This window comes from Gordonia namibiensis NBRC 108229, from assembly GCF_000298235.1.
GTDB lineage: Bacteria > Actinomycetota > Actinomycetes > Mycobacteriales > Mycobacteriaceae > Gordonia > Gordonia namibiensis.
The window spans coordinates 43099-69409 of the sequence record NZ_BAHE01000020.1; the positions used below are offsets into that span (position 1 = coordinate 43099).

General features: G+C 66.5%; 24 protein-coding genes. 10 read left to right on the forward strand and 14 right to left on the reverse strand.

From position 1 onward, the window contains the following. Window positions 1-61 precede the first annotated feature (61 nt). Window positions 62-1504 (reverse strand): 3-oxoacid CoA-transferase subunit B, encoded by a 1443-nt coding sequence (locus GONAM_RS12245; protein ID WP_006867070.1) that lies wholly within the window; start codon window positions 1502-1504, stop codon window positions 62-64. A 144-nt stretch (window positions 1505-1648) separates the two neighbouring features. Here GONAM_RS12245 and GONAM_RS12250 point away from each other — a divergent pair, with 144 nt between their 5' ends. After that, a complete protein-coding gene (locus GONAM_RS12250; protein WP_006867071.1) occupies window positions 1649-2419 on the forward strand; it encodes an IclR family transcriptional regulator in 771 nt (256 codons plus the stop codon). A 19-nt stretch (window positions 2420-2438) separates the two neighbouring features. Beyond that, entirely contained in the window at window positions 2439-2849 is a 411-nt protein-coding gene (locus tag GONAM_RS12255; RefSeq protein WP_006867072.1) for a carboxymuconolactone decarboxylase family protein, read from the forward strand. On the opposite strand, the gene pcaDC is transcribed toward GONAM_RS12255, so the two are convergent. From pcaDC to GONAM_RS12310, 11 genes are all read right to left on the reverse strand, one after another. Next, entirely contained in the window at window positions 2834-3976 is a 1143-nt protein-coding gene (gene pcaDC / locus GONAM_RS12260) for a bifunctional 3-oxoadipate enol-lactonase/4-carboxymuconolactone decarboxylase PcaDC (RefSeq protein WP_006867073.1), read from the reverse strand. The genes GONAM_RS12255 and pcaDC overlap by 16 nt on opposite strands. After that, window positions 3973-5298, reverse strand: coding sequence for a lyase family protein (locus GONAM_RS12265; RefSeq protein ID WP_006867074.1), 1326 nt, complete (start codon window positions 5296-5298; stop codon window positions 3973-3975). The genes pcaDC and GONAM_RS12265 overlap by 4 nt, the downstream gene beginning before the upstream one ends. An 11-nt stretch (window positions 5299-5309) precedes the next feature. Further along, on the reverse strand, window positions 5310-5936 hold the full coding sequence (gene pcaG / locus GONAM_RS12270; protein WP_006867075.1) for a protocatechuate 3,4-dioxygenase subunit alpha: 627 nt from the start codon (window positions 5934-5936) through the stop codon (window positions 5310-5312). Further along, window positions 5926-6642 (reverse strand): protocatechuate 3,4-dioxygenase subunit beta, encoded by a 717-nt coding sequence (gene pcaH / locus GONAM_RS12275; RefSeq protein WP_006867076.1) that lies wholly within the window; start codon window positions 6640-6642, stop codon window positions 5926-5928. Before pcaH ends, pcaG begins: the two co-directional genes overlap by 11 nt. Before the next feature lie 71 nt (window positions 6643-6713). Beyond that, on the reverse strand, window positions 6714-7445 hold the full coding sequence (gene phtC / locus GONAM_RS12280) for a 3,4-dihydroxyphthalate decarboxylase (RefSeq protein ID WP_006867077.1): 732 nt from the start codon (window positions 7443-7445) through the stop codon (window positions 6714-6716). Further along, complete coding sequence (locus GONAM_RS12285; protein WP_006867078.1) at window positions 7442-8632, reverse strand: NAD(P)/FAD-dependent oxidoreductase; 1191 nt, start codon at window positions 8630-8632, stop codon at window positions 7442-7444. Before GONAM_RS12285 ends, phtC begins: the two co-directional genes overlap by 4 nt. Next, window positions 8629-8826 (reverse strand): ferredoxin, encoded by a 198-nt coding sequence (locus GONAM_RS12290; protein ID WP_006867079.1) that lies wholly within the window; start codon window positions 8824-8826, stop codon window positions 8629-8631. Before GONAM_RS12290 ends, GONAM_RS12285 begins: the two co-directional genes overlap by 4 nt. A gap of 42 nt (window positions 8827-8868) precedes the next feature. Further along, window positions 8869-9651 carry a 3-(cis-5,6-dihydroxycyclohexa-1,3-dien-1-yl)propanoate dehydrogenase gene (gene hcaB / locus GONAM_RS12295; protein WP_006867080.1) on the reverse strand — a complete coding sequence of 261 codons (783 nt, stop codon included), beginning with the start codon at window positions 9649-9651 and terminating at the stop codon, window positions 8869-8871. Further along, a complete protein-coding gene (locus GONAM_RS12300; RefSeq protein WP_006867081.1) occupies window positions 9648-9959 on the reverse strand; it encodes a hypothetical protein in 312 nt (103 codons plus the stop codon). The genes hcaB and GONAM_RS12300 overlap by 4 nt, the downstream gene beginning before the upstream one ends. Continuing rightward, window positions 9956-10543 carry a 3-phenylpropionate/cinnamic acid dioxygenase subunit beta gene (locus tag GONAM_RS12305; RefSeq protein ID WP_006867082.1) on the reverse strand — a complete coding sequence of 196 codons (588 nt, stop codon included), beginning with the start codon at window positions 10541-10543 and terminating at the stop codon, window positions 9956-9958. The genes GONAM_RS12300 and GONAM_RS12305 overlap by 4 nt, the downstream gene beginning before the upstream one ends. Continuing rightward, window positions 10540-11949, reverse strand: a complete 1410-nt coding sequence (locus tag GONAM_RS12310; protein WP_006867083.1) for an aromatic ring-hydroxylating oxygenase subunit alpha — start codon at window positions 11947-11949, stop codon at window positions 10540-10542. The genes GONAM_RS12305 and GONAM_RS12310 overlap by 4 nt, the downstream gene beginning before the upstream one ends. 401 nt (window positions 11950-12350) lie before the next feature. Between GONAM_RS12310 and GONAM_RS12315 the strand changes: the two genes are divergently transcribed. From GONAM_RS12315 to GONAM_RS12350, 8 genes are all read left to right on the forward strand, one after another. Further along, window positions 12351-13358, forward strand: a complete 1008-nt coding sequence (locus GONAM_RS12315) for an AraC family ligand binding domain-containing protein (RefSeq protein WP_006867084.1) — start codon at window positions 12351-12353, stop codon at window positions 13356-13358. 103 nt (window positions 13359-13461) lie between these two features. Beyond that, complete coding sequence (locus GONAM_RS12320; RefSeq protein ID WP_006867085.1) at window positions 13462-14202, forward strand: DUF6081 family protein; 741 nt, start codon at window positions 13462-13464, stop codon at window positions 14200-14202. A 54-nt stretch (window positions 14203-14256) separates the two neighbouring features. Next, complete coding sequence (locus tag GONAM_RS12325) at window positions 14257-14997, forward strand: FadR/GntR family transcriptional regulator (protein ID WP_006867086.1); 741 nt, start codon at window positions 14257-14259, stop codon at window positions 14995-14997. A gap of 102 nt (window positions 14998-15099) precedes the next feature. Then, window positions 15100-15912 (forward strand): IclR family transcriptional regulator, encoded by an 813-nt coding sequence (locus GONAM_RS12330; protein WP_006867087.1) that lies wholly within the window; start codon window positions 15100-15102, stop codon window positions 15910-15912. 17 nt (window positions 15913-15929) lie between these two features. Further along, window positions 15930-16496 (forward strand): putative antibiotic biosynthesis monooxygenase, encoded by a 567-nt coding sequence (locus GONAM_RS12335; RefSeq protein WP_006867088.1) that lies wholly within the window; start codon window positions 15930-15932, stop codon window positions 16494-16496. A 209-nt stretch (window positions 16497-16705) separates the two neighbouring features. Beyond that, the gene (locus GONAM_RS12340; RefSeq protein ID WP_006867089.1) at window positions 16706-17674 is read left to right on the forward strand and encodes a 3-keto-5-aminohexanoate cleavage protein; all 969 of its coding nucleotides are present in this window, start codon (window positions 16706-16708) and stop codon (window positions 17672-17674) included. 45 nt (window positions 17675-17719) lie between these two features. Beyond that, window positions 17720-18481 (forward strand): SDR family oxidoreductase, encoded by a 762-nt coding sequence (locus tag GONAM_RS12345; protein WP_006867090.1) that lies wholly within the window; start codon window positions 17720-17722, stop codon window positions 18479-18481. A gap of 282 nt (window positions 18482-18763) precedes the next feature. Continuing rightward, window positions 18764-19576 (forward strand): SDR family NAD(P)-dependent oxidoreductase, encoded by an 813-nt coding sequence (locus GONAM_RS12350; RefSeq protein ID WP_245548612.1) that lies wholly within the window; start codon window positions 18764-18766, stop codon window positions 19574-19576. 83 nt (window positions 19577-19659) lie between these two features. Here the strand turns inward: GONAM_RS12350 and GONAM_RS12355 are convergent, their stop codons facing one another. Continuing rightward, on the reverse strand, window positions 19660-23022 hold the full coding sequence (locus GONAM_RS12355; protein ID WP_006867092.1) for an arabinosyltransferase domain-containing protein: 3363 nt from the start codon (window positions 23020-23022) through the stop codon (window positions 19660-19662). Further along, window positions 23015-26272, reverse strand: a complete 3258-nt coding sequence (locus tag GONAM_RS12360) for an arabinosyltransferase domain-containing protein (protein WP_006867093.1) — start codon at window positions 26270-26272, stop codon at window positions 23015-23017. The genes GONAM_RS12355 and GONAM_RS12360 overlap by 8 nt, the downstream gene beginning before the upstream one ends. Window positions 26273-26311: the final 39 nt, after the last annotated feature.

The following is a 26311-nucleotide window of genomic DNA, read 5'->3' on the forward strand; positions in this document are numbered from 1 at the left end:
CACCCCTTTTCGCCAAACCCAGCACCCCTCGAGGTGCTGGGTTTGGCCATTTCTGGTGGGTCTACGTAATGGGTTGTGAGTCGATGTCGATGTGCAGGGTTGCGCCGGTCGCGGCGGTGATGTGCTCGACGGCCACACCGGGTGCCAGCTCGCGGAGCACCAGGCCGTAGTCCTCCACGTCGATGACGCCGAGATCGGTGATGATCCGGTTCACGACCCCCTGGCCGGTGAGGGGCAAGGTGCACGTGTCGAGGATTTTCGGGTTCCCGGCGCGATCCGTGTGCTCCATCAGGACGATCACGCGCGCCGCGCCGTGGACGAGATCCATGGCGCCGCCCATGCCTTTGACCATCTTGCCCGGGATCATCCAGTTCGCGAGGTCGCCGGTGGACGACACCTGCATGCCGCCGAGAACTGCGGTGCCGATGTGGCCGCCACGGATCATGCCGAAAGAGCGGGCCGAGTCGAAGAACGCGCCCCCGTCCCGCACGGTGACGGTCTCCTTACCCGCGTTGATCAGGTCGGGGTCGACCGCGTCCGCCGCCGGATAACCGCCGGTGCCCAGGATTCCGTTTTCCGAGTGGAGGGTCACCCGGACGTCGGACGGGAGGTAGGACGGGATGAGCGTTGGAAGGCCGATGCCGAGGTTGACGTACTCGCCGTCAGTCATCTCGGCAGCGGCGCGGGCGGCCATCTGGTCGCGGGTCCATCCGACCGGAGCCGATGCGGTGGAGACGCAGCGGCCTTGATCGGACGGGACGCTGACGGTGAGCTTCTCGATCCGCTTGTCCTGCGGTCCGGTGTGGACGATCCGCTGCACGTAGACACCGGGTAAGTGCACTGCGTCCGCGTCGATCTCACCGGGTTCGACGAGACGCTCGACCTGGGCGATGGTGACCTTGCCGGCCATCGCAGCCAGCGGGTTGAAGTTCATCGCGGACTTGTGGAACAGGAGGTTGCCGTCCGTGTCGCCGACCGCCGCGTGCACGAGCGCGAAGTCGGCGGTGATCCCTGCCTCGAAGACGTACGGTTTGCCGTCGAAGTCCCGGGTCTCTTTGGGTGGTGAGGCCAGGGCGACCGATCCGTTGGTTGCGTAGCGCCAGGGCAGTCCGCCGTCGGCGACGGGGGTGCCGACACCGGCAGGTGTGTAGAAGCCGGGGATACCCGCTCCGCCCGCCCGCAGTCGCTCGGCGAGCGTTCCCTGGGGGATGAGTTCCACTTCGAGTTCGCCAGAAAGGTACTGGCGTGCGAACTCCTTGTTCTCGCCCACATAGGACGCGGTGACCCGGCGGATACGTCCCTGGCGCAGAAGCACTCCCAAACCGTGGTCGTCAACGCCGCAGTTGTTGGAGAAGACCTCGAGACCGGTGACGGTCGACTCCGCCAGCGCGGAGATGAGCTCATCCGGAATGCCACACAGGCCGAAACCGCCCACCGCGATACTGGCTCCATCCTGGATGTCGGCAACTGCTTCGGCGACCGACTCGTACACCTTCGACGACACTGACTCTCCTTGGCTCGTTCATTCAGCAGGCACAAACTGTTTTGTGTCGACTAAACAATGACGTTGTGCCGCTACTCAACAGCTGGCCTGAACAACCGTCGAACTGCTCGCATGGTGAGAATGATGATCGAGTACGTTCATAGAATGAACGCATCTGGAGGCGTCCGCCCCCACGTCGTCGGTCGCATCGGGGCTCTCCTCCGTGCGCTCGGTGCGGCAGAACCGGCGGGGGCCTCGACGACCGACCTCGGTCTGGCGACCGGTTTGGCACGCCCGACTGCGCACCGACTGCTGATGTCCCTGGCCGCCGAAGGACTCGTCGATCGTGACCGCGGCACGGGCAGATGGACACTGGGGCCGGAACTCTATCTGCTGGGCGCGGGAGCGGCTGCCCGATATGACATCGGCGAGCAGGCACACGACGTGGTCGCTCGTCTCGCGAGAGAAACGGGGGAGAGCGCGTTCCTGTCCGCCCGCCGGGGTGACGAGACGGTCTGCGTGCTGAGTGAGGAGGGGAGCTTCCCGCTGCGGTCTCACGTGCTTCACGAGGGAGTGCGGTTCCCGCTGGGCGTGGCGTCGGCCGGTCTGGCGATTCTCAGTCATCTCCCGGCGCGCGAAATCGACGAGTACCTGTCCCGAGTCGACCTTCTCGGCAACTGGGGCAGAGCACATTCCGATGTCGACATTCGTTCGCGGATCGAGTCGACCCGCGAGACCGGCTACGCGCTCAACCCCGGGTTGCTCGTCGAGGGAAGTTGGGGTTTGGGTGCGGCGGTCTTCGATCGTGCGGGACGGCCGGCCTGGGCGCTGAGTCTCACCGGCGTCGAGACGAGGTTCCGGCCGGAGCGGGTCCGGGAGATGGGTGTACTTCTGCTCGAACGGGCGCATCTGCTCACCAGTCGATTGCGGTCGTGAGATCTGCGACGATGAGTGTATGTCTGACAACAGCTTCGACAACACCTCTCGGTCCTTTCGGGACGGGCTCGACGTCCGCCGGCAGGTGATGGGTGACGAGTTCGTCGATCGGGCGCTCGCCCGCGCCGAAGGCACGGAATCGGCTGTCCTGCAACAGTTCGTAACTGAACACGTCTGGGACGCCGTATGGAACCGATCTGGTCTCGAACGTCGCGATCGGAGCCTGCTGAACATCGGAATGCTCACTGCCCTGCGAGCGCACGAGGAACTCGCGGGACATGTTCGGGCCGCATTGAACAACGGTCTGACCCGGGACGAGGTCGTCGAGGCGATCGTGCACACCGCGGGGTACTGCGGCGCGCCCGCGGCGTTGTCGGCTATGAAGGTGGCCCAGCAGGTCTTTGACACCGAAGGTCACTCGGTAGCGTGATCGGCGAGCGCCCTCTTGCCGAGGGCGAATGCCCGGTTGCTGTTCGGCACGCCCGCGTACACCGCGGTGTGGAGAAAGACCTCGACGAGCAGATCCGGGTCGACGCCGGCGCGCAGGGCGGCCCGGATGTGCATGTCGAGTTCGTGCTCGTTGCCGACCGCGGTGAGGACCGCCAACGTGAGGAGCCGTCTGGTGTGATGGTCGAGCCCCGGACGGGACCAGATGTCGCCCCACGCCGTTCGGGTGATGAAATCCTGGAAGGGCGCGGTGAATTCGGTGCTCGCCGCGATCGACCGGTCCACGTGCGCTTCACCTAGTACAGCACGCCGGACGGTCATTCCGTTCGTGTAGGCGTCTGTGGACTCCGCGCTGAGGTGCCGGCGCAGGCACTCGGTGACCTGACCCGCCTGCTCGAGGTTGGCGAGTTCGCCGCACGTCCCGACCGCGTGGAACCTGCTGCCGGCGATCTCTCGCGCCCACTGGCGGGCGACGCTCTCCGACCCGGTGTCGTGTGCGGAGGCGCCCAACACCAGCGTGGGGGCCACGATGCGGGCGCGATCATGCGCTCCGCCGTCCCAGGCGGTAAGCGCGTCGCAGCAGGACGCGTACGCCGCCGGCGACATTCGGCACAATGTCTCACGGAGGCGGTCGACGAGTTCGGGGGAGCTCTTGGCCAGGCCTTCGGTGATCCAACCGGTGATCGCTTCGGGAACGATCGCGGCAATCCCGTGTTCGCGGGCAAGTCGGGAACGCTCGCTCCATGTCGCAGATGTTCCCATTGCGTCGACGGCGATCAGGGTGAGAGTGAGGGTGCGGGCCGGATGATGGGCGGCGACGTGCTGACCCACGACACTTCCCAGGCCGACGCCGGCGAAATGAGCACTCTCGATCTGATGGGTGCCCAGCAGGGTCAGGACGTCACCGGCGAGATCGGCGACGGAGTACGGTCCGGCGGGCGCCGACGACCATCCGTGACCCCGGAGGTTGACCGCGACTACGCGGAAATCTGCTGACAGCGCGCTGATCTGCGGTTCCCAGACCGAGAGGTCGGTGCCAAGCGCGCCCAGGAGAACGAGGACGGGAGCATCCGGGTCCCCGAACTGTTCGTGGTCGAGTTCGACTGTCATGACATCTCTCCTCGGCGTGCAGCCAGGGCCCGGTCCACCAGGTCGGTGGCGTGCCCCAGATAGTTGGTGGGGTCAGTGAGTTCGACGATTCGTGCGGTGTCGAGGTGGCGGGTGATCTCGGGCGATTCGCTGAGCCGGCTTCCTGATCGTGCTGCGCGCGTGACGATACCCCTTGCCTCCGAAGTGAGATGGGCGAGCGCCGCGGTGACCCGTTCGGCCAGTATGTGTCCCCCGGTGAGTTGGAGATTCCGGGCCATCGCGTCCGAGTCCACCTCGAGCCCTTGGAGGCTGGTCGCGAGTCGGGACGCCGCTCCGCCCGTGCAGCGGAGAAGACCGGTGAGGGTTTCCCACTCGGCGTGCCATGGTCCGCCGGCCCGGTTGAATTCGTGGTCGGAGTTCGCGAGAACGGTGGCGACCAGACCGGGTGCGCGACGTGCCGAAGCCCGGGCAGTGACGGCCGCCGTCGGATTCCGCTTGTGGGGCATCGCCGACGAGCCGCCGGGGTTCTGTTCGGCGACCTCGGCCACCTCGGTGGATGACATGGCGACGATATCGGTGGCCGGCTTGGACACCGCGGCGGCGGCGACCCCGAGCGCGGTGGCGATCTCGAGGATCGGCGTGCGGTCGGTGTGCCACGGCGCCACCGCACGGGACAGCCCGAGATCGTCGGCGAGGGCGTCGGAAACGCGGAGCCCGTGCGGGTGAGATGCTGCCAGAGTTCCTGCGGCGCCGCCGAATTGAACGGGGGCTGCCGACAGCGCCGCGCCGAGGCGGGTGGCGGCACGATCGAGGGACGTGAACCATGTCGTGGCGAGTAGACCGAAGGTCGACGGCAGGGCCTGCTGTCCGAGGGTGCGTGCCACCATGGGCGTCTCCCGGTGGATGCGTGCCAGGTCGGCGGCGGCGTCAGCCGCGGAATGCAGATCGTCGACGACGATCGAACCGCCGCGACGGAGGATGAGCAGCAGAGCGTTGTCGAGGATGTCCTGGCTGGTCGCGCCCTGATGAACCAGTTCGGGCTCCACGCCGAGGGGCGTCGCCCGCTCGCGCAGGATCTTCACGAGAGGAATGACCGGGTTGCCCCCGTTGACGGCGGCGCGCCCCAGTTCGGCGATGTCGACACCACCGGGAGCGCCGAGTTCGGCCACCGACGTCTCGATTGCGGCACACTGCTCCGCGCTGAGCAACCCGATCGTCGCCTGGGCCCGTCCGAGGGCGACCTCGACGTCGAGCATGGCGCGTACCCAGGCCTCGTCGGACAACTCGGCACCCACACGGTCCGCACCGAACAGGGGATCGAAAAGCTCGCCTCGAGTCGACATCATCGCCTTTCTCAGACCGCGAAGAAGGGTGTTTCCCGACCCAGGGGGTCGGAGTCCTGGACATGAACCGTCCATGAGTAGCCGTCGTCGACACGGGTGGCGATCAGTTTGGGACGGTCGTGCCCGGAGAGCGTGGAGAGAACCGGATCGAGCGCGTGTGCGGTGGTGTCCTCCGGGAAGTACATGCGGGTGACCAGGCGATCGAGCATTCCGCGGGCGAAGATCGAGACGTCGATGTGCGGGGCTTCGACGAGCCCGTTCTCGGCCGGCAGCACAGCGGGTTTGACGGTGTGGATTCTCGCCGTGCCCGTTCCGTCGGCCGGGCTGCGTGCGAAGCCCCGGAACGTCGTCGACCCACCGTGCGCTGACCTGGCCCGCGCCGGGAACCGACCCTCGCCGTCTGCCTGCCACGTCTCGACCATCGCGTCCGCGACGGGCCGCCCGTCTCCGTCGATCACGGTGATGGCGACGGTGATGCGGTCGGCATGGTCACCGGACACGACGTCGGGCCCGTCATCCCAGAGCAGGCCGATGTGCCAGTACGGTCCCACCGTCTGTGACGGCGTGGGGCCGAAGGTCGCTGTTGTGAAATCCCCGCGTGTGACCGCGTACACCGGTGCCACGTGGTCAGTCGTCATGATCGTCCTCGCTCTCGAACACGGAGGCTTCCTGCCCGCGCAGCACGATGTCGAACCGGAAGGCCAGCGCCCAGTTCTCGACGTCGGCGTCATGGTCGGGGATGCTCACCATCCGGTGCCTCACCTCGGCCGGAACGGCGTTGTAGATGGGGTCCTGAAAGAACATCGGGTCGTCGGGGAAGTACATCTGGGTCACCAGGCGTTGTGTGAACGCGGTGCCGAACAACGAGAAGTGGATATGCGCGGGGCGCCAGGCGTTGTCATGGTTCCGCCACGGGTACGGGCCCGGCTTGATCGTCGTGAAGCTGTAGCGGCCCTCGGCGTCGGTTATGCATCGACCCAGACCGTTGAAATGCGGATCCAGCGGCGCCGGCCAGTTGTCGCCGGTGTGCCGGTAACGTCCACCCGCGTTCGCCTGCCAGATCTCGATCAACGCGTGCGGGACGGGCTTTCGGTCTCCGTCCACTACTCGTCCGTGGACGAGGATGCGTTGACCGAGCGCCTCGCCGCCGTTGGCGATCGTGAGGTCGCTGTCACCGGGGCGGAGGCGGTCCTCGCCAAAGACCGGCCCGCTCAGTTCGGTCAGGCGGTGCGGTAGGAGTTTGAGCGGCTGCTTGGGATGACGCAACACGGTGGTGCGGTAGTCGGCGAAGGCGGCCGGAACCTTCGCGCGGTGCGCTTCGTATCCGGGAGGTAAGTGCAACATGGGATCTTGCTGTCGATTCTCTCTGGGCTTGAAACGAGCGGTGGTTCGGCGACCGGGGCCGCCGAACCACGTCAGTCGCCGGGGTTCAGGCGCGCCACCTCGTGCCGCCACGCGGTGTCGAGGTTGAGCGAGCCGCCGAGGTCGGGCAGGTCGGCCAGATCCTCCGGCGGTATGGGGCGGACCGTGCCGCCGGCCGCAGCGACCGACAAGGAGAGCGAGGCGATCGTCGCCACCGAGGCTGCTCGCAGAACCGCCTCCTCGACCGACCCGCCGGTGGCGGTGAGGCCGTGGCCGCGCATGACGACGACCGGACGGTCACCCAGTGCCGTCGCCACCTCGTCACCCAGTCCCTCGGTGTGGATGAGGGCCGACCGCGGGTACTCCGGGACTCCGCCGTATGCCAGGACCGCTCCGGGGATGTCATAGGCGCCGACGATCGGCAGGATGGGCAGCCCGGCGAGGTTGGCGGCCACCACATCCCGGGGATGTGCGTGGACCACGCAGTCGACGTCGGAACGATGGTGCAGCACACGGGTGTGCAGCGGGAGCTCGGCCGGCGGCCGGTGTTCGTCGAGTTCGCCAGGAGCGCCCGGAGAACCGTCCATCGCCACCAGGCGGATGTCGGCGGCGGTGGTGTGGGCGAGACCCCGCTCGCGGGGTCCGCGGCACCGGACGAGCACCCGCGCTTCGTCGATGCGGACACTGATGTGTCCGAGGATTCCGGGAGCGAGTTCCCGTGCGGCGAGAACCCGGCAACCGATCGCGATCTGTTCGCGGAGATCCGCGTGCGAGAGGACGCTCATGCGGTCACCGCTTCGGTCGACGACGCACGGGATGCATTGCGCGCCGCGATCGACTTGCGGAGCCGGACCGATTCACGGGGCCAGTTCACCGCCATCCCGCCGGTGACCTCTCCGCTCCCGTCCTTCCAAACCGCGACCAGCCGGAACGGATCAGCTTCCTCGGTGACCTCGGGATCGACGCCGGCGGGGCGGGTCCCGAAGAGGTGGATGCGCCAGTCGTACTGATCGCTCCACACGTACGCCACCGGGTCGTGTGGTGGTGTGTCGTCCTTGCCGGCCAGTCGCGCAGCGACGGCTGCGGCCTGCTCGATTCCGTTAGTCCAGTGCTCGATTCGGCTGTGCGTCCCGGTACTGGGACGGAGCCATGCCGAGACGTCGCCGATCGCCGAGATGTTCGCGTGGCCGAGCGCCCGACCGTATTCGTCGCACCGAACGCCTTCGGCGTCGGCAAGTCCGGCGGCGGCGAGCCATTCGGTGTTGAGGGATGCGCCGATCCCGACGAGGACGGTGTCGGTGCAGATCTCGGAGCCGTCCGAGAGCAGCGTCCGGATCGAGCCGTCTGCGCGCGTCATGTCCTGAACGGCCACGCCGAACTTCGTTGTCACACCGTGGGCGTGGTGCAGATCGACGAATCTCCTCCCGAGCTCATCGCCCACGACTCGCGCCATCGGGATCGGTGCGCTGTCCACGATCGTCACCTCGACGTCGTTGGCGCGCGCGAGCGCGGCCACCTCGGAGCCGATGAAGCCGGCACCGATGATCAAGAGCCGGCGTGACGTCGTCAGGCGTTCGCGCAGCGTCCGCGCGTCATCGATGCCGCGGAGCACGTAGACGCCGTCGATGGTCCAGGGTGACGGACGTGCCCTTGCGCCGGTGGCGATGACGAGGTGGTCGTATCCGACGACGGCACCGTCGTCGAGGTCGATCTCGTCGTCGCCGGGCCGGACCGCGGCCACGGCGCGACCGAGATGGAGCTCGACCCCGAGGTCCTGGGCCTCCGATCGGGTGATCAGCGGTACGTGGGGATCGGAGTCGACGGCGAGCTTGGACAGCGGGGGCTTGTCGTAAGGAAGCTCGTGCTCGGCTTCGAAGACTTGAACTCTCCCGGTGAAACCGAACTGCCGCAACGCCTTCGCGATGCGTATCCCGGCCACCGAACCGCCGGCGATGATCACGCGGGTGTTCATTCGTCCTCCAACCACAGCGCCGAGACCGGGCAGCTCTTGGCCGCGGCCTCGACACGCGCGCGTTCACCGTCGCCGACCTCGGCCTGCAACAGAACGACCAGGCCGTCGTCGTCGAGGTCGTAGTAATCGTCAGCGCCGACAACACAATTCGCGTACCCCTGGCACGCGCTCAGATCAACTTTCAGTACAGCCATGAGCGTCCTCCTGATATCAAACAGTCACGCGCGGGGCGCGATCTAGACCTTGATTCCCATTCCGCCGTCGGAATGCATGACGCGACCGGTCATTCCACGCGCCCGGTCCGACGCGAGAAAGACATAACTCCACGCGTGATCGGCGCCCGAGAGCGCGACGGCCAGCGGAGTGCGGCCGGCGAGCTCGCTCGCGCGATCGGGCCCGTCGAGTCGTCGTGCGGTGATTCCGAGGGACGACAGGCCCCGCAGATCGGTGTTGAGCGTGCCGCCCGGCGCGACGCCGTTGACTCGGACGTCGGGTGCCATCTCATACGCGAGGGTGGTGACCAGCCCGCGGACCGCGAACTTCGAGGCCACGTAGAGGGTCCCGCCCCGTCCCGGGTAGTAGGACGAGGTGGACTCGGTGAGGATCACGTTCCCCCTCGACCGGGCAAGCTCATCCATGGCGCTCTTCACGCTGAACAGATGGGACTTGACGTTGATGGAGAACATCTCGTCGAAGGCCGAACCCATTGTCTCGGGGTCGAGTTCGGCAAGCTTCCGGTAGAAATCGAATACCCCGACGCAGTTGACGAGGACGTCGAGACCGCCGTCGCGGTCCACCGTCGCGGCGACGGCGGCGTCGTTCGCCGCGAGGGTTGTCGCGTCACCCGCGGTGACGAGTACGTCTGGTCGCTCGGACTCGAGTGCTCGGCACTTGTCCTCGCTGATCTCGAGTACCGACACCCGGGCACCCTCCGCGCAGAACGCGTCGACAACCGCACGCCCGATACCCGAGCCGCCGCCGACGATCAGCGCGCGTTTACCGTCCAGCCAGCCACTCATGCCTGGTCCTCCTCGGTGATCAGCGGGCTGAACGGGCTCCCGACCATTGCGGAGAGCGTTGCGTCGTTCTGCCAGGTGAGAGCTTCGAGCTCGAGGGGGTCGAGCGTGATCCACTGCCCGGACCGCGGTGAGCGGATGAGGATGCGAGCGCCGTTGCGCGTCAGTACCTTCGACACCTCGATCTCGGAGAACTCGTTACCGATCGTCAGTGCGGGCCCGTCCTGGTGTTCCTGGAGTCCGGCGAGCTGCGCTCCGGCAAGCGCGTTGGCGGCGGCGTCTTCTGCTTCCCCCTCCCATGAGAGCTTCACAGGAAGATCGCCAGGTTCTGGGTGCGGAGCACCGACTCGTCAACTGCTATGTGGCGACGGGCAAGTCGCCAGACGGAGTCCTCCCGGCGCAGCAGGTCGGTGCGACCCGCAGAGATCAGCGACGCCTCGCGGACGTCACCGCGACTCCGGAACAGCAGGACCACGGATTCGACGACCAACTCGTCGGGCGTGCCGGTGGCGAAGGTCCGCACATTGCTCAGGTGGTGACGGATTCGCGACGGCGGGTCCTCGGTCCAGGCGTGCTCGGTGTGGAAACGCGCGACGCGCCTGCTCAACGAGTACTTGTCCTCGTCGAAGTGGGCCATGCGCTTAGCCGTGTCATAGCCGGAGTTCAGCGCAGTGGTGACCCGGATGGGCATGAAGTAGTGGATGTCCTCGCTCAGTGAGTCGAGCCAGGTCTCGTAATCCTGGTGGTCGAGAGTGTAGGTCTCGTCCACCAACCATTTGTGCGCCAACAGGTGTCGCGGGTCATCGAAGGACAGTGAAGGGCCGGAAGCCTCGGTACGCGAGGCGTCCTGGCCAAGGGGCGATTGATCGGATCGGATGGGGATGTGAGTGGTCATGCCGAGGTCTCCACAGTGTTCGCGTCACAGGACGTACCGACTTCGGGTGCGCCGACCTGTATCTGGGCGACTTGCGGAGGTTCCATATCTAGGTGGTCGGCCCATGCGTTGAGGAGGTGTCGCTGGTTGTACTCGCCGTAGCCGACGTGGGCGACGCCGGGGCCGGCGAACTCGTCGGCGGTCAACGGCGCCACCACCGGGCTGTCGTCGTGGAGCATGCCCATCCGGCCGTTGAGGAGTAGACGCTGAGCCATCGAACCGGCTGCGGTGTTGGTCAACGAGACCCAGTTCTCGACATCGTCCTGCTCGAACATGCCGCTGCTGCCGAAGCACATGAGATAGGCCTTGTACGAGAGCTTCTTGAACTCCTCGGGCGCCTCCTTGTCCACGACGAACCACGAGAGGACCTCCGTCTCGTCCGCGCTGATCGGTTGCCACTGGCGCAACGAGATGAACGGGAGCACGTCGTCGGACTCGCCGACCTTGGGCCAGTTGTGGACAAGGCTGAGATTGGGGAACAGCGACGCTGCCGAGATCATGAACCCGTCGCGGCCGATGACATCGATCTGCTCCTGCGTCCATTGTTCTTTCATTCGCGTGATCATCTCGTCGGGGTACCCGACGTAACCGACCCGTTCCTCGAATGTTCCGGGCGGCAACTTGTAGGTGGTTCCGCCGCCCTTGCCGGCCCAGTAGGTGTTGCCGTCCTTGCGCTTTTCGGCCTTCGGCTCACGGAACAGCCCGATCTCGACGACACTCGTATGGGTTTGCGGGGTGTGGTACATGTCGCCGGCAAAGTTCTCCGCGCCGATCTTCCAGTTCGCCTTGACCCGCCAGCGTTGCGGGCCGAGCACCTCGACGCCGCTCGCGCTCTGCTTGGTGTAGTAGTCCAGGTAGAAAGCGAAGTCGCCGAGGAATTCTCGCAGTGGAGGCGCCTCGGGATCCATCGAGACGAAGATCAGACCGTTGTAGATCGCGAGACTCGGGGCGGGGAGCAGTCGCTGGCCCTTCTTGGCAAACCCCGCCTCGCCCCCGTATGCCTCTTTGTGGAAGGGCAGTCCGACGATGCGGCCGTCGTTCTTGTATGACCAGCCGTGGTAGGGGCACCGGAAATGAGATGCGTTGCCTTGCTCGGCGCGGCACACCTGCATGCCGCGGTGCAGACACATGTTGAACATCACGTGGACCTCGCCGGATTGGTCGCGGCTCACGATGAAGGAGTTGTCCACCACCCGGCGAACAACGTAGTCGCCGACCTCGGGGATCTCCGACTCGTGCGCCACGAACATCCAGGACCTGCTGAACAGTCGCTCCTTCTCGGCGGCGAACACCTCGGCGTCGTTGTAGATGTGGGCGGGAAGCATGCCCTTTCGGACGTTCCGCAGAACGTCGTCGGCGTCGCGCATGTGACCTCGTTTCGGTGTGATCTGGAATGTCCGAAGTCTGCTGTGAAGAGGAGCGAGTGTCAATGCCTCTGCTGTATGGGCCAGAAATCCGGCGCATAGCTATCTACCTGCGGAAACACTGGAACATGGGCGTCTGTCGAATGACCGCAGCGCTCCCGGGGTGGACGGGACGAGAGAGCTGAAAGTGCAGCTAGCGCTGCGTATATCAGGTGTACCGGGGGTGCTGGCGAGGCCTGGCCGAGAAAAGTTTGAGACCTCTGCACAGCAGAAACCTGCGGTGCGCCGCTTGTGAAAGGTTCAATAAATGTGTTCACTGTGACTCAGCTCATGGTGGCCGAAGGGGAGTGTCGGATGGCACGCCGTGGCCGAGCGCAACTACCTGTAGCGGTTGAGGAGAATCAATGACCGAGCCCTTTGTCGACCTGTACACGCGCAACGGCTTCGCCGGACCGGTGGGAACCATTCTGCGGTCGCACTATGCCCCGCCATACGCGCAGGTGAAGGGAACCTACGCCCCGCGTCGGATGGACGTGCACGTCGTTGCCGATGAGCTGTTCCGCGGTGCCGGCGAGCTCCCGGTTGCCGTCCTCGAGGGCGACGACGTCAGCATCGAGCTGTCCTACCGCCCCGAGGGCTCATCCACCGCCGTGCGCAACGTGCTGGCCGACGAGATCCACTACATCCTCGAGGGCGCCGGCAGGTTAGAGACCGACTTCGGCGTACTCGACGTCGCCGCAGGCGATTTCGTACTCCTGCCGCGAGCGGTGACCTACCGCTTCGCATCGGTGAGCACGCCGATCCGCGAAATCGTCGTGGTCACCGCCTCGGAGATGGTGCTCGACCCGCAGCCGCCGGTGGCCCTCGACGTCACCCAGCATGTCGACATTCCCGAGCCGAATCCACAGGCACGCGAGGACGGCCCGTTCGAGGTCATCATCCGCCATGGCAAAGACACCACGATTTACACCTTCGATGTCGATCCCATGCCGTGCATCGGTACCGGAGAAGGTCCGGTGGTCCGCCGGTTCTCGTTCGAGAATGTGCCGCACCTGACGTTCGAGCAGACCGGGCCCTTCCCTCCGAAGCTGTTCGACGACGCCTCGGGTCGCGTGCTGATGTTCAATCTCAGCGACCGCGAGAGCCCGCGTCCGCCGATCCACCACAACGCCGACTTCGACGAACTCATCTTCTATGTGGCGGGTCCCGGCCGGTACGGCGAGGTCGACGTGCCCGGAACGGTCATGTGGACGCCCAAGGGGATCGTCCACCACGGTCCGGCCGAGGACGTCCCGAACGGGTACCGCGCATTCCTCGTCGAGACGCGCTCGGCGATGCGCCTGACGCCGGCCGGCGAAACGATCGCCACACTGATGGAGACCGGAATGTTCGGTCTCTTCGACGAGAACTGAACGCACTCAACCGAGTCAACGATCGCATCGCACGCCCCGGCTGCGATGTCGACGCTCCGTGCGCCGGTGATCCGCGCGCATGCCTCTTCCGAAAGGACCGTAGATGACCACCACCGAAGAAATCACCTCCGCCCCGTACGACGATTTCACGGGCACCGAACTCGACACCGACAAGTGGATGTTCCTGGAATACCCGATGCCCGACGGGAGTACCCATGTGTGTGCCGAGCCCAATGCGGAGGTCGTGGTGGGCGACGGTACGTTCTCCATCCGCATCGAGCAGTTCGAGAATCACGATCACGTCGTCCAGATCATCGACAATCCGAAGCACCTGGTGTTCACCACCGAGGCTTTCGACGTGCCGGAGACCGGTGAGATCCGGTTCTCGGTGACCATGGCCGCCGAGGGGCTCAATGCCACCGCCTACGACTACCGAGACGGCTTTGCGGCCTTCAACGTTCTCGACCTCCAGGGCGGATGGGTGTTCGACCTCGCGGCGACCTCGGATCGGATCTTCGCCATCCACGAACGTCTGCCGTTCCCCGGTGTCGTCACGCCCTTCACCCACTGCATCGATGCTCCGTTGAGTGGTCTCACCGTCGAACCCGGCGCGGAGCACCGCTACTCGGTGACCCTCGATCGCGAGGCGCGTTCGGTGGTGTGGGAGGTCGACGGCAAGGGCGTGTATTGGGTGGACGACGCCGAGGTGCCCGGACAGGTGCAGGTGGGTTTCGGGGTCTTCACGCTGCATCCGGTACAGGACAGCGGCAGTGTCTCATTGCGCGGCCAGGGGCTCGCCGCACGATGGCGCGACCTGACGATCGAGATGCCCAGTAGTGCATAATGGCAGCACAAATCGGGTGACGGACCGCTGCCGAGCATGGGATCGGGGGATCGTATGACCGAGTTCAGGGCGGCGCCTGCGCGGCAGACCCGTCTGTATCAGGACGTTGCCGATCAGTTGCGTGAGGCGATCCTGACCGAGCAATTCGTCGCCGGCGACCGACTACCCATCGAGTCGGAACTCGCAGCCCAGTTCGGCGTCAGTCGCGCGGTCGTGCGGCAGGCGACGCTCAACCTGGAACACGAGGGCCTGGTGACCGTGCTGGTCGGTGCCGGCGGCGGGACATTCGTCACCCAGCCGGACACCACGCCGGTTCTCCGCGCACTGGAGAACTACTTTCGTCACCGGGGCGTGCCGTTCGAGGACTACCTGCACGCCAAGCGGATCCTCGAACCGACGGTTCTCAACGACATCATGCGGTTCAGTGATCGAGCTCATCGAGATCGCCTACAGGCGAACGTCGATGCGTTCGAGAGCGCGTGTCGCGAAGGTGCCCCGGACGGAGAATTGCTGACGCTGTCGCTCGAGTTCCATGAGATCTTGATCTCCGAGGTCGGGAACCCGGTTCTAGAACTGGTGCTGGGCGCCCTGGTCCGCCTGGGTGATCGGGTGCCGGAGTTCCAGCAGACCCACAACCAGGATTGGCAGCATATTCTCGACGAGCACCGGGAGATCCTGAAGGCGTTGGCGGACAACAATGCCCGCGCCTTCCGTGAGTGCATGCTCGAACACCTCGAGTCGGTCGAGCACATCTACGGTGATGCCCACGTCATCGAGTCGTCGCGTCGTCGGTGAAATGCGAGACCCATGCGCTCGAGGAATGAAAACCTTTGTGGGACAACGATGCCAAGGTGAATTCGCCAGCGATTCCCTGGTCGATGTGTCTGCAGGTCAGGTATGATCGCTGTCATGCAGACGAACCCGCCGGGCCGCCGTTTTCAGGACCCGGCGATCCCGGCGCCGCAGTATCCGATCGAGTCCGTCGACAACGCGCTGAAACTGGTTCTTCTGCTCGGTGAGAAGCCCGAGATCCGGATGACCGATGCAGCCCGCTACCTGGGGGTTGCGACCTCCACGGCCCATCGGCTGCTCGCGATGCTGCAGTACCGGGGCTTCATGCGCCAGGACCCGGTGTCGAAGGTGTACCGGGCCGGACCGGCTCTGACCTGGGTGGCCTTCGCGATTTTCGGCCGACTCGACATTCAGGGCGTGGCCAACCCGGTCCTGCGCGATCTCAGTGAGCGGTTGCGCGAGACGGTCCACGTCGGCATCCTCGACGGCGCGAGTGTCCGGTTTGTCGCCGCGGTGGAGAGCCCGACTGCGGTGCGGGTGGCGTCTCGCCTGGGACGCACGATGCCGGCGCACTGCACCTCGACGGGTAAGGCGTTGCTGGCCCGGATGTCGACCGAGGAACTCCATCAGCTCTACCCGGTGGAAGAGCTCGAGACGATCACACCGCATTCCATCAGCAGCCGTTCGGAACTCGAGGCGGAGTTGGCGACCATCCGGGAACAGGGATTCGCGACCAACCGGGAGGAGAGTGAGGACGACGTCGCATCGGTCGCCGTGCCCATCGTCACTCGCGCTCCCGGCTTGCGGTTGGCCTTGAACGCCTCCGCTCCGCAACATCGACTTCGCCAGTCGCATTACCGATTGCTCGCCTCGATGCTCGTCGAGGCTGCTGCCGAGATCGGTGAGCAGCTGGGCTGAGCTCCCGAAAGGGCCCCATGACCGAACTGGCAAAATTTCCGGTGACGGTCGCCGTCCGGCGCCGCGCCAAACCCGATTCCGTTGACGCGCTAATGAAGTGGGGGCGGGATCTGTGCGCGACCGCGCGCGATCATCCCGGTTTCATCGGCTCGGACCTCAGTGTTCGTGGTCAGGGCGCCACCTCTGAACTCGTGATCGGACTGAGTTTCGACACCTCGGCGAGTCTCGCTTCCTGGGAACGCAGTCAGCGGCGTGTCGAACACCTCGCGAGCAGTCACATGTTGACGGAGGGGCCTGTCATCGGGATGACGGTGGCCGATTTCGACCGAGGTATCTTCGGTGGTCGGCCGGGGCAGGTCGCGGTCGCCCCGCCTCGCTGGCAGACCGCGGTTGCGGTGTGGCTGGCTCTGTTCCCCGCGGCCGTCTTGCTGAACTCGCTCGTCATGCCACGGTTGCCGAACCTACCCGTGGCTCTGAGCACCCTGGTCAGTACTGCCCTGCTGGTTCCGTTCGTGGTGTGGGCCGGGGTGCCGACCGTGCATCGGGTTTGGGAGCGAGTCGCGAGGATCTGCTCTGCAGAGTAGAGAACCGCTGTCGTACTAAGGATTTCGAATCGAAGTTTTCGAAATCCCCTGGCCTTAATGGTTCAAACAATGTAGGTTCAACGACGTGGGGCTGTCTTGCCCCTCCTGATCGAGCTTTCGCCTCCGCACAACTCGATCCTCCACTGCCGGTGCCACCGCACTCGACGCCGCGATTCACGTCACCCGTACATCCACGAGGGAGCTTTCGAATGACCCAACCCGTATCACTGTGGGAGGCCGCTGCCCACGAAATGGAGAACTACGCGTTCGTCTCCGACCCTGAGCTGCAACCGAAGTGGGATGTCCCGGCGAAGATCGCGATCAACGTCGCGGTCGCCGGACGGGCGGGTGTGGGCGATTCGTCTGCCTACCCCGTCGACATCGAGGAGTACATCGATTCCGCGTCGGAGGTCATCGAGGCCGGCGCGGCAGGCGTCCACATCGACTTCACCTGGGTGACCGATTCCAAGGGTCGTCGCCTGGACAAGGATCTCCCCCCGACCGAGGCCTACGGGCTGGTGCTCGATCCGTTGCGTAAGCGATTCGGTGATGACTTCGTGTCGAATCTCAACGTGCTGAACGGAAAGACCTTCGAGGAGTGCATGAGCCCGGCGGTCTCCGGTCTCGCCGAGGTCGCGCCGTGTGCGGCCGGACATCCCGAAGAGTTCGTGATCCCGGCCGTCAAGACGCTGACCGCGAACGGCGTGAGTCCCGAGATCGTCGTGCACAGCTCCGGTGAGATCGAGTTCGCGAAGCGTCGGCTTTTCGACACGGGCATCGTCACCGGTCAGACCAACTGGATCGTGCTGTACGGGCTCCCGGTCGACGTCGGACGAACTCTGATCTCGGGTGCGTGGGTCACCGACACCCGCTCCATGGCCACCCACCTCATGCTGATGGTCGACCAGATCCGGCAGATCGACCCGAATGCGGCGATCACGGTGTGCAATGCCGGGCGCGCGAATCTCTACATCACGACGCTGGCGACGATGATGGGACTCAACATCCGCGTCGGACTGGAGGACAGCGGGTGGAAGCACCCCAACAGTGACGAGACGACCACGAGCAATCTCGAATTATTTACGCGGGCAAAGACAATCGCTGCCGAACTGGGCCGCGTTCCGGCATCGGCCGACGACTACCGAACCCAGATCGGGCTCAGCGCCCGGCGCGCGTAGTCATCCCCGAGCCATCGAATCAACCACGAGAAGGGGTATCGGAGTATGACGAGTAGTGAGTTCGAAGGAAAGGTCGCACTGGTCACCGGTGCGGCATCCGGAATCGGAAGGGCGTCCGCCCTGGCGTTCGCGGCCGCCGGGGCCAAGGTCGTGGTCGTCGACCTCGACCAGGAACAGGGAAACAGGACGGTGGAGCTCGCCGGCGGCGAGGACGCTGCCTGTTTCGTCCGCGCCGACGTCTCCGACCAGCAGGATGCCGAACGGATGGTGGAGACCGCGTTGTCGAAGTTCGGGCGGCTCGACGCGGCGCACAACAACGCGGGGATCGAGATCGCCGGTAAGGCGATCGCCGATCTGCCGCGGGAGGACTGGGACAAGGTCATCAGCGTGAACCTGAGTGGCGTCTTCGCCGGCATGCGCGCTCAGATCCCAGCGATGCTCGAGTCCGGCGGTGGCGCCATCGTGAACACCGCATCGGCGCTGGGCACCGTCGCCCTCCCGAACCAGGCCGCGTACGTGGCGTCCAAGCATGGTGTTGTCGGCCTGACGAAGGCTGCGGCCATGGAGTACTCCGCGCAGGGTATCCGCGTAAATGCGTTGTGTCCCGGGGTGATCCGTACTCCGATGGTCGAGGAGATGGCTGCCCATGACGCCGGGTTCATTCCTCTGATGAACCAGATGCATCCGATCGGTCGTCTGGGAACCACCGAGGAGATGGGCGCGGTGACCCTGTGGCTGTGCTCCTCGGCGGCGTCCTTCGTCACGGGTCAGGCCATTCACGCCGACGGCGGTTACACGACGCACTGAGCTCGACTCGGCGCAGGGCCGACCGTCGGCCAAACGCACCCCCGGGACTCTCCGGGGGTGCGTTTCTCTGTCTGCCGGTGAGTGTTTCCGCTGAGGCGACACGAAACCCTCTCTGCAACACAGAGATACGTTGCATATCCGAGTCGACGCGGCTTAGTGTCGAGACGGGATGTGACTCAAGACACGTTGGGCATTCCCGCGGCGCCGCGCGCCGCGATCTGGCCGGACCCGGCCGAAGTGCTTCTGCGGGAACCTGTCCCGGCACAACTGAAGGAGACGATCGTGAGTACAACTCTGGAACCCGACGCGGCGGCAGCATCGGTGAAGCAACCAGGCGGCCGCCTCGCCGGCAAGCGGGTGCTCATCACCGGAACCGGTGGTGGGCAGGGTGAGGCCGCTCAAGCGATGTTCGTCCGCGAAGGCGCGCGCGTCGCCGGCTGCGACGTCCAGGAAGGCCGTGCGGAGGCGACCGCCGGCGCGCTGGCCGCCGAGGGGCTCGATGTGTCGGGTTCCACCGTCGACCTCACCGACCCCGCAGCCGCGACCGCGTGGGTCGAAGAGAGCGCGGAGCGGCTCGGCGGAATCGACGTGTTGTACAACAACGCGGCGGGCTTCGGCTTCGCGCCGTTCCCGGACATCACCTACGAGATGTGGAAACACGTCATCGACGTCGAATTGAACCTGGTGTTCACCGTGACGAGCCCCGCGTGGAAGCATCTCGTGGCATCCGGCGCTGGATCGATCATCAACGTCGGGTCGATCTCGGGCATCCGCGGTGTGGCTCCGCTGGGCCAGGCTGCCCACTCCGCGGCCAAGGGGGCGATCATCGCGCTGACGAAGTCGTTGGCGGCCGAAGGCGCCGAGCACGGACTCCGTGTGAATGCCATCTCGCCGGGCTTCGTCGCATCACCCGCCACCGACACCGCGGTGGACGCACAGGGACGCGACTACATGCTGGGACTGCACCTGATCCAGCGCGCTGGAACGGGCGCGGACACGGCGGCGCTCGCCACTTATCTCGCGTCGGACGAATCGTCTTGGGTGACCGGGCAGAACATCGTCATCGACGGTGGATGGTCGGCCGGTTTCCGCTGATCCACTCCTGAATCCCGAACGCCGATGGATGAACCCGACACCCCGAGGTGTCGGGTTCATCCATCGGCGCCGGTGCGTCGGTACTAGTTGCCGATCGCCCGCATCGGTCCCGGCGTCCAGAGGCCGTTGTGGGTCTCGGTCGTGACGATCAGCTTCGCGTCCTTCTGCGGCAGGATCGGGGTGAGGCCCTGGAGCGAGCCCCAGTCCTTCGCCCAGTCGTTGCGCAGATACGACGGGTAGACGCGACCGCGCAGTTCGTTCTCGATGATGCCGAGCGGACCACCGGCGTCGCCGGACATCCAGCGCTGCGAGTTCACCCGCTCGCCCTCACGGTCGGGGGAGATCCGCCAGACCGGGGTCTCGAGGACGCCGTTCTTGACCTGAGCGGGCCGCTGGCACGGGAACGCCAGTCCGGCCTCCCAGTCGATGAGCACCGGCTCCTCGCTGCCCACGAGGGAGTTCAGCGACTCCATCGACGACACCCGCGGCGGGGTCACCGCGAGCCACTGATCGCGCAGCGGGGAGGTGTCCTCGGCGAGTACGCGGACCACGGAGGCGCCCGGAGGGGCCTGATCGAGCGGGAAACGCAGGTTGCGCCACTCGGGTGCACCACCGATGTCGAGCGGGATCATCTGACCGGCGGGGGCGACCGTGCCGTCCGGTGCGACGCGGCCGAACTGCAGCCGCACCTTCTGGCCCGGCCGGACCACGGCGAGGTCGTCGATGTACTCGACGTAGCCGGCGACCGACATGGTGATCAGCGGCTGGGCGTCGGAACGGCCCTCGGGCAGCTGGTACCAGTCGGAGGTGAGGCTTCCCGTCCCGGTCGGGGAGTTGTAGGTGCCCAGCACCGGGGTCTTCGACGGCGACAGTCCGAAGGGCAGCTTCACCGTCGAGCCGTTGACGCCGGCCTGTGCGGTGCGTCCGCCGCTGGTGTCGGTCGTCGACGACGTGGTGTCGTCGGAGCTGCTGCCATCCTCGGTCGGATCGGTCTGCGTGCGATCGACCTCGGCGGTCGAGGTGCCCGCGGAGTCGTCGGACTCCTCGGTGTCCTCGGACAGATCCGACGCGACGCCGTTGGGATCGAAGCCCACCAGACCGGCACCCGCGAGAGCTGCGCCCGGCGACGGATTGTTCTGTCCGGCAACACGGGCCGGGGTCAGAAGTCCGGCGGTCGGATCGTTCTCCACGAGCACGGCGTCGGCGAGCGCACACGGTTCGCCCTTGAGAGCGTTCACGTTCGAGCTCAGCCACGACCACGAATTACGTTGTGTCCAGTCGGCTTTCGCGAACGAGACCAGGGTGAACAACAGCATGATCGCCGACACGATGATGATCGACGGGCTCCGCAGGCGGGAGAACAGCGTCTTCGACGACCCGGCACGGACCGCCTCGTCGACGTAGTCGTCCCGGAAGTGCTGCCAGAGGCCGAGCAGGGTCAGGGCGACGGCGACGGCGAGGATGCCGGTCCACAGCGGGATGCCCTTGACGTCGGGAACGGCGTCGCGCCACGGGATTCCGTAGCTGCCGACGTACCACCACTGGTTGCGTCCGGAGAACGCGAGGGCGAGCACGTAGGCGCAGGCGGCCGCGAACAGCGTGCGGTTTCGGCGCCGCCGCATGATCGTGCGGTCGGCACACGCGGTCGCCACCGCGGCGAGCGCACCGCCGATCCCCGCGTACACGCCCATCTGGTGGGTCCACTTGGTCGGCAGGAAGGCCATCAGCACAACCGAACCCGCGACCATGGCGAGCAGGCGCCAGGTGGGCGCGGTCGCGATCCCCGGCAGACGACGCCGGTTGAGCAGCATGATCACCACGAGGATGAAGCATGTGAACACGATCAGGACACCGAAACGTCGGGCGATCCCGCCGTCCGCGGTCGGGTTCATCAGCATGTAGTAGCGCATCGGCTCTTCCCACCACTTGTTGGTGGGACCGACCTGACCGTTCACCGACACCGCTTCCAGGATCGGGGCGAGCGGCTGGTCGGCGAAGATCTCGAACATCACCGCGAGACCCGCGGCCAGGATGGGCAGCAGCAGTGGGAGTGCTCCATCGCGCTTGCGGCGCACCATGAACCGCTTGAGTAGCGGGCGGATACCCGCGACCAGGGCGATCGCCGCGATGACACCGGTCGGGTGGATCGTCAGGGTGAACGCCGCCGAGATGATGGCGACGGCCAGCGGGAAGAACCGGCCGGAGGCGATGGCCCGTTCCACGCAGACCCACGTGAACAGGGTGCCGAGTGCGATCAGCGGTTCGACACGCAGACCGTTGTTGTACGGCATCCACACGGCGAGGAAGACCAGGGCGGCCGCCCAGATCGCGGGCGTCGACTCACGGACCGCGCGACCCAGACGCGGGATCGCGGCACGGGAGATCAGCCACCAGGACGCCATCGCGAACATGAACGGCAGCAGGCGGAGCCACGGGGTGGCCGTGCTGATGTCCATCCACACCGACAGGTACTGGTAGTGCCAGCCGAACGGATCCTGCGGCACACCGAAGTAGCGGTAGTAGTTGTCGAGATAACCGGCCTCGCGGGCGATCCGGCCCACCGTCACCTGGTATCCGTCGTCGGCGGTGTTGCCACCGACGAACAGCCAGATCCCCAGGATCAGCGCGACGAACCCGTCGACCGGGCGTACCCGCCACCAGCCGGCGGGGAAGATCTTGTGGTGTCCGCGGGCGTCACGGGCGTCGAGAACCGCCAGGGCGGCCAGCGACAGGATGGTCGACGCCACGCCCAGGACCAGCAGCCAGAACTTGAGAGTCGTGGGGGTGGAGACGAATCGGGTGTCGATGGTCGATCGGAACGACAGCCCCTCGGTGGACACGTTCGACGGCAGTCCCGAGTAGACGCCGATGATCTGCGGGCGCGCATTCGGATCCCGGAGATCGAACTCGTGGATCGCGCCGTCGGTCTCGGGGACGCCCTGGATCGAGCCGCGGCTGCCGTCGGTGTCGGCGTCGACGACGATCCGGCAGTCGGGCGAGTTCTGCGCGGCTGCTCGAGGAGTGTTGAGCAGCACCACATTTCGCTGGACGACCTGCAGGTTGTCCGCGGTGGCGCGGATGAACAGGCCGACCTTTCCGGCTTCCGCGCCGCCCTCGGGCACCGTCGACAGCAGGACGCCGCCGTTGCGCGGGAGCGATGCACCCAGCGCACACGGAACGGAGACCTCCATCGACACCGGCACGAACGAGACGTTCGGCGCGGCGACGTTGGCGACCGAACCCTGTTGCGGCCAGACGAGTTCGGACTTCGTGTAGTCGACCGGCAGGAACGGGCTCAGCAGCGCGAGCAGGATGCCGAGCGCGCCCGCCGCCATCGCGACGATGCGTGCCCTGCCCGCATTGCGTTCGGAGAAACTCTGCTCCCGTCGTGTGGGCGGCGGGTCGTCGTGCTCCGGGTCGATGGGAGCGTCAACGCGGTCAGTCATCTTCGGGCACCACCCTGATCGGGCCGGGTCGTGACCATCCCCATGTGGTGGCCGACCCGGTCATCACGTCCGCCGGCCGCGCCTGCGGCACCAGCGGGTTGAGTCGCTGCAGGTTGCCCCACTCGCGATACCAGTCGTTGTCGAGATATGTCGCCACCGTCGTCGGCCGGGTCAGTGCCTCGACCGTCGTCAGCAGGCCGCCGTCCTCGGCGGCCATCCAGGTCTTGGACTGCGAATTGGCGATCCAGGACTCCGGCAGGATCCGCCAGTCCGGGACGTCGAAGACACCCTCGTGGGCGGTCATCGGCCGCTGGCACGGGAACCAGGCGCCGGCGGCGAAGTCGATGAGAACCGGATCGGTCGAACCGACCACCTGTTGCAGGGTCTCCAGGACCGGGGCGCGCGGCGGCGTGATCGCGAGCCACTGGTCGGCGTCGAGGTTGTTGTCCTTGGCGACGAGACGCATCACGGTCGCCTCGGTTGGCACACGGTCCATCGGGATGCGGAGGTTGCGCCACGGACGGTTGGTGCGCTCGGCGTCGATCGGGACGGCCGGTGCGCCGACCTCGACGAACTGGCCGTCGACCTCGCGGCCGAACTCGACCTGCAGCTGCTGGCCGAAGATCGGGACACCGTCGCGGTCGTAGGTGAACACGGCGCCCGCGGCGGTGACGACGATCAGCGGCGAGGCGTTCCGGTCCGGGAGGCGGTACCAGCCGGTGGTCAGCGTCGCCTGTCCGTCGCTGGTCTCGTGACTGCCCATGACCGGCGTGGTGGCCGGGTCGAGGCCGTACGGGAGCGCCGCGGTGCTGCCGTTGACCCCGCGCGGGCCCTCGCCGCCGGCGGTGCCGGGGTTGGAGCCGTAGACGATGAAGGTCTTGGACAGGTCCGCGGAGGTGTTCATCGCACCGGGCTTCTGGGCGCCGGCCTGCGGTGTCAGGTCGGGCTTCACGCCGTTCGGGCTGAAGCCGTGCGAGTCACCTTCCAGGGTCTTCGACGCCGATCCGCCGTCCGCCGGGGCGAGCGTGCCCTTGTTGGGGTCTGGCTCGACGAGGACCGCGTCGGCCATCGCGCACGTATTGCCGCGCAGGGAGTCGAGGTTGGCCGAGAGCACGGTGAACGTATCGGCCCGGCTGACGGCGGCCTTGGCGAAGACCGCGAGCTCGCAGACGACGATGAGGACGGCGATGACCGCGATCGGCGCCGAGGCGACACCGATGCGCCACCCGGCCGGGGCGGCACCGCGCTCGTGGGCCAGACCGGTCTCGTCGACGTAGTCCATGCGCAGGTGCTGCCAGACGGCGAACACGAGTGCGACGACGGCCAGCGCGAGCAGCACCGTCGAGACCTGCATCCCGGCGACGACCGGTGCCTTGTCGAACCAGGCGATGCCGAAGTTGTACGGCCACGGCCACGCGTTCTTGCCGGCCGCGGCGGCGGCGCACGCCACGAGCAGTCCGGCGATCAGGATCGACAAATTGCGCAGTGTCCGGCTCGCGGCCTGGCCGATCGCGACACAGGCGACGGCGGCCAGTGCGGCGCCGAGGCCGGCGAAGATGCCGAACTGGATCGTCCACTTGGTCGGCGTGAACGACAGCAGCAGGATCGTCAGCAGTGATGCGCCCAGGACGCGCCACACCGCGCCGGGATCGACCCCGTCGATCCGCTTGCGACGCAACATGATCGCGAGCACGAGGAACATGGACACGGCGAACAGCAGCACCGGGATACGACGTGCGAGTGCACCGTCGGTGTGGTTCACGGCCAGGAAGTAGTAGCGCAGCAGCTCCTGGTACCAGGCCAGGGTGGGCCCGACCGAGTAGCGGATGCGGATCGCCTCGAAGACCGTGGCGAGGGTCTGGTCGCGGAAGACGACGATGACGACGAGCGCACCTGCACCGAGGACGGGCGCGAGGAGCGGCAGCAGACCGTTCTCGCGGCGGCGGCGGACGAGGATGCGCAGCAACGGGCGGGCGCTGGCGATCAGCAGTGCCAGTGCGACGAGACCGTGCGGGGCCAGAGCGAGCGTCAGCAGGGCGGTCAGCGCGGCGAGGGCCGCGGGCAGCATCCGGCGCGTCGAGACCGTGACCTCGACCGCCCACCAGGTGAGGAGCGTGCCGAGCACGATGATGCCCTCACTGCGCAGGCCCGAACACATGGGCAGCCAGAACGCCAGGAACACCGCTGCACCGGTCAGCATGGCCCACTGGGACCGGCGGACGGCGCCGCCCAGTCGGGGCAGCAGGACCCGGCTGAGGATGAACCAGGCCGCCAGCCCGGCGATCAGCGACGGCAGACGCATCCACAGGCCGGTGGTCGAGATCGTCGACCAGTAGGCGAGGAAGTTGTAGTACCAGTCGAACGGCGCCTCGGGGATGCCGTAGAAGCGGTAGTAGTCGGCCAGGTAGCCCGCGTCCGCGGCGTTGCGGCCCATGTTGAGGATGTAACCGTCATCGGGCGACCCGGCACCCAGGAAGTGCCACACGACGAGCGTCAGGGTGACACCGATGTCGGTGGGCGTCGGACGCAGCACCTTTCCCCAGCGGAGCTTGCCGCCCACCCGGCGGTGGTAGCCGTGGATGCGGTCCAGGCGGCCGACCGCGATCAGCGCGACGACCGCCGCGATGACGCCGACGATCATGACCAGCCACTTGATGACCGACGGCGACGAGTCGAAGCGGTCGTCGATCTCGATCTTCACGTCGATGCCCGAAGCGCGGACCTGCTCGGTGGTCAGACCCGTGAAAACACCTGCGATCTGCGGGTTCGACGAAGGCTCGGCCAGACCCACGTCGCCACCGCCGGCGCTCGCGGCACCCGGCGGCAGGCCGACGAACCGGGCGCCGGTCGTGGTGGTGTCGGAGAAGATACGCAGTTCGTCGCATCCCGACAGAGCCGAACGCGGAACCGAGGCCAGGGTCTTGTTGCGGACCGACACCGAGACGTTCGAACCATCGGCAATGACGAAGAGACCGTTCTCACGCGCCTTCGTGGCGCCCGAGGGCATCGTCGACAGCACCGTCGTGGACGCATCACCCGGCGTGGCCGCCAGCGCCCGGCACGGGATGGTGATCTGCACGTCGCGTGCGGTCTGCGCGACCAGCGGTGCGGTGACCGACGCCGACTCCGCGCCCAGCTCCTGGCCTTGCGGCCACGTGATCGTCGCCGTCGACGTGCTGACCGGCAGGAACGGGGTCAACACACCGGCGGCGAGGGCGACCAGTCCGGCGACCGCGGCCACGATCGCCACGGTGCGCGAGGAACGGTCGGAAGACCGGTCTACGGGGGT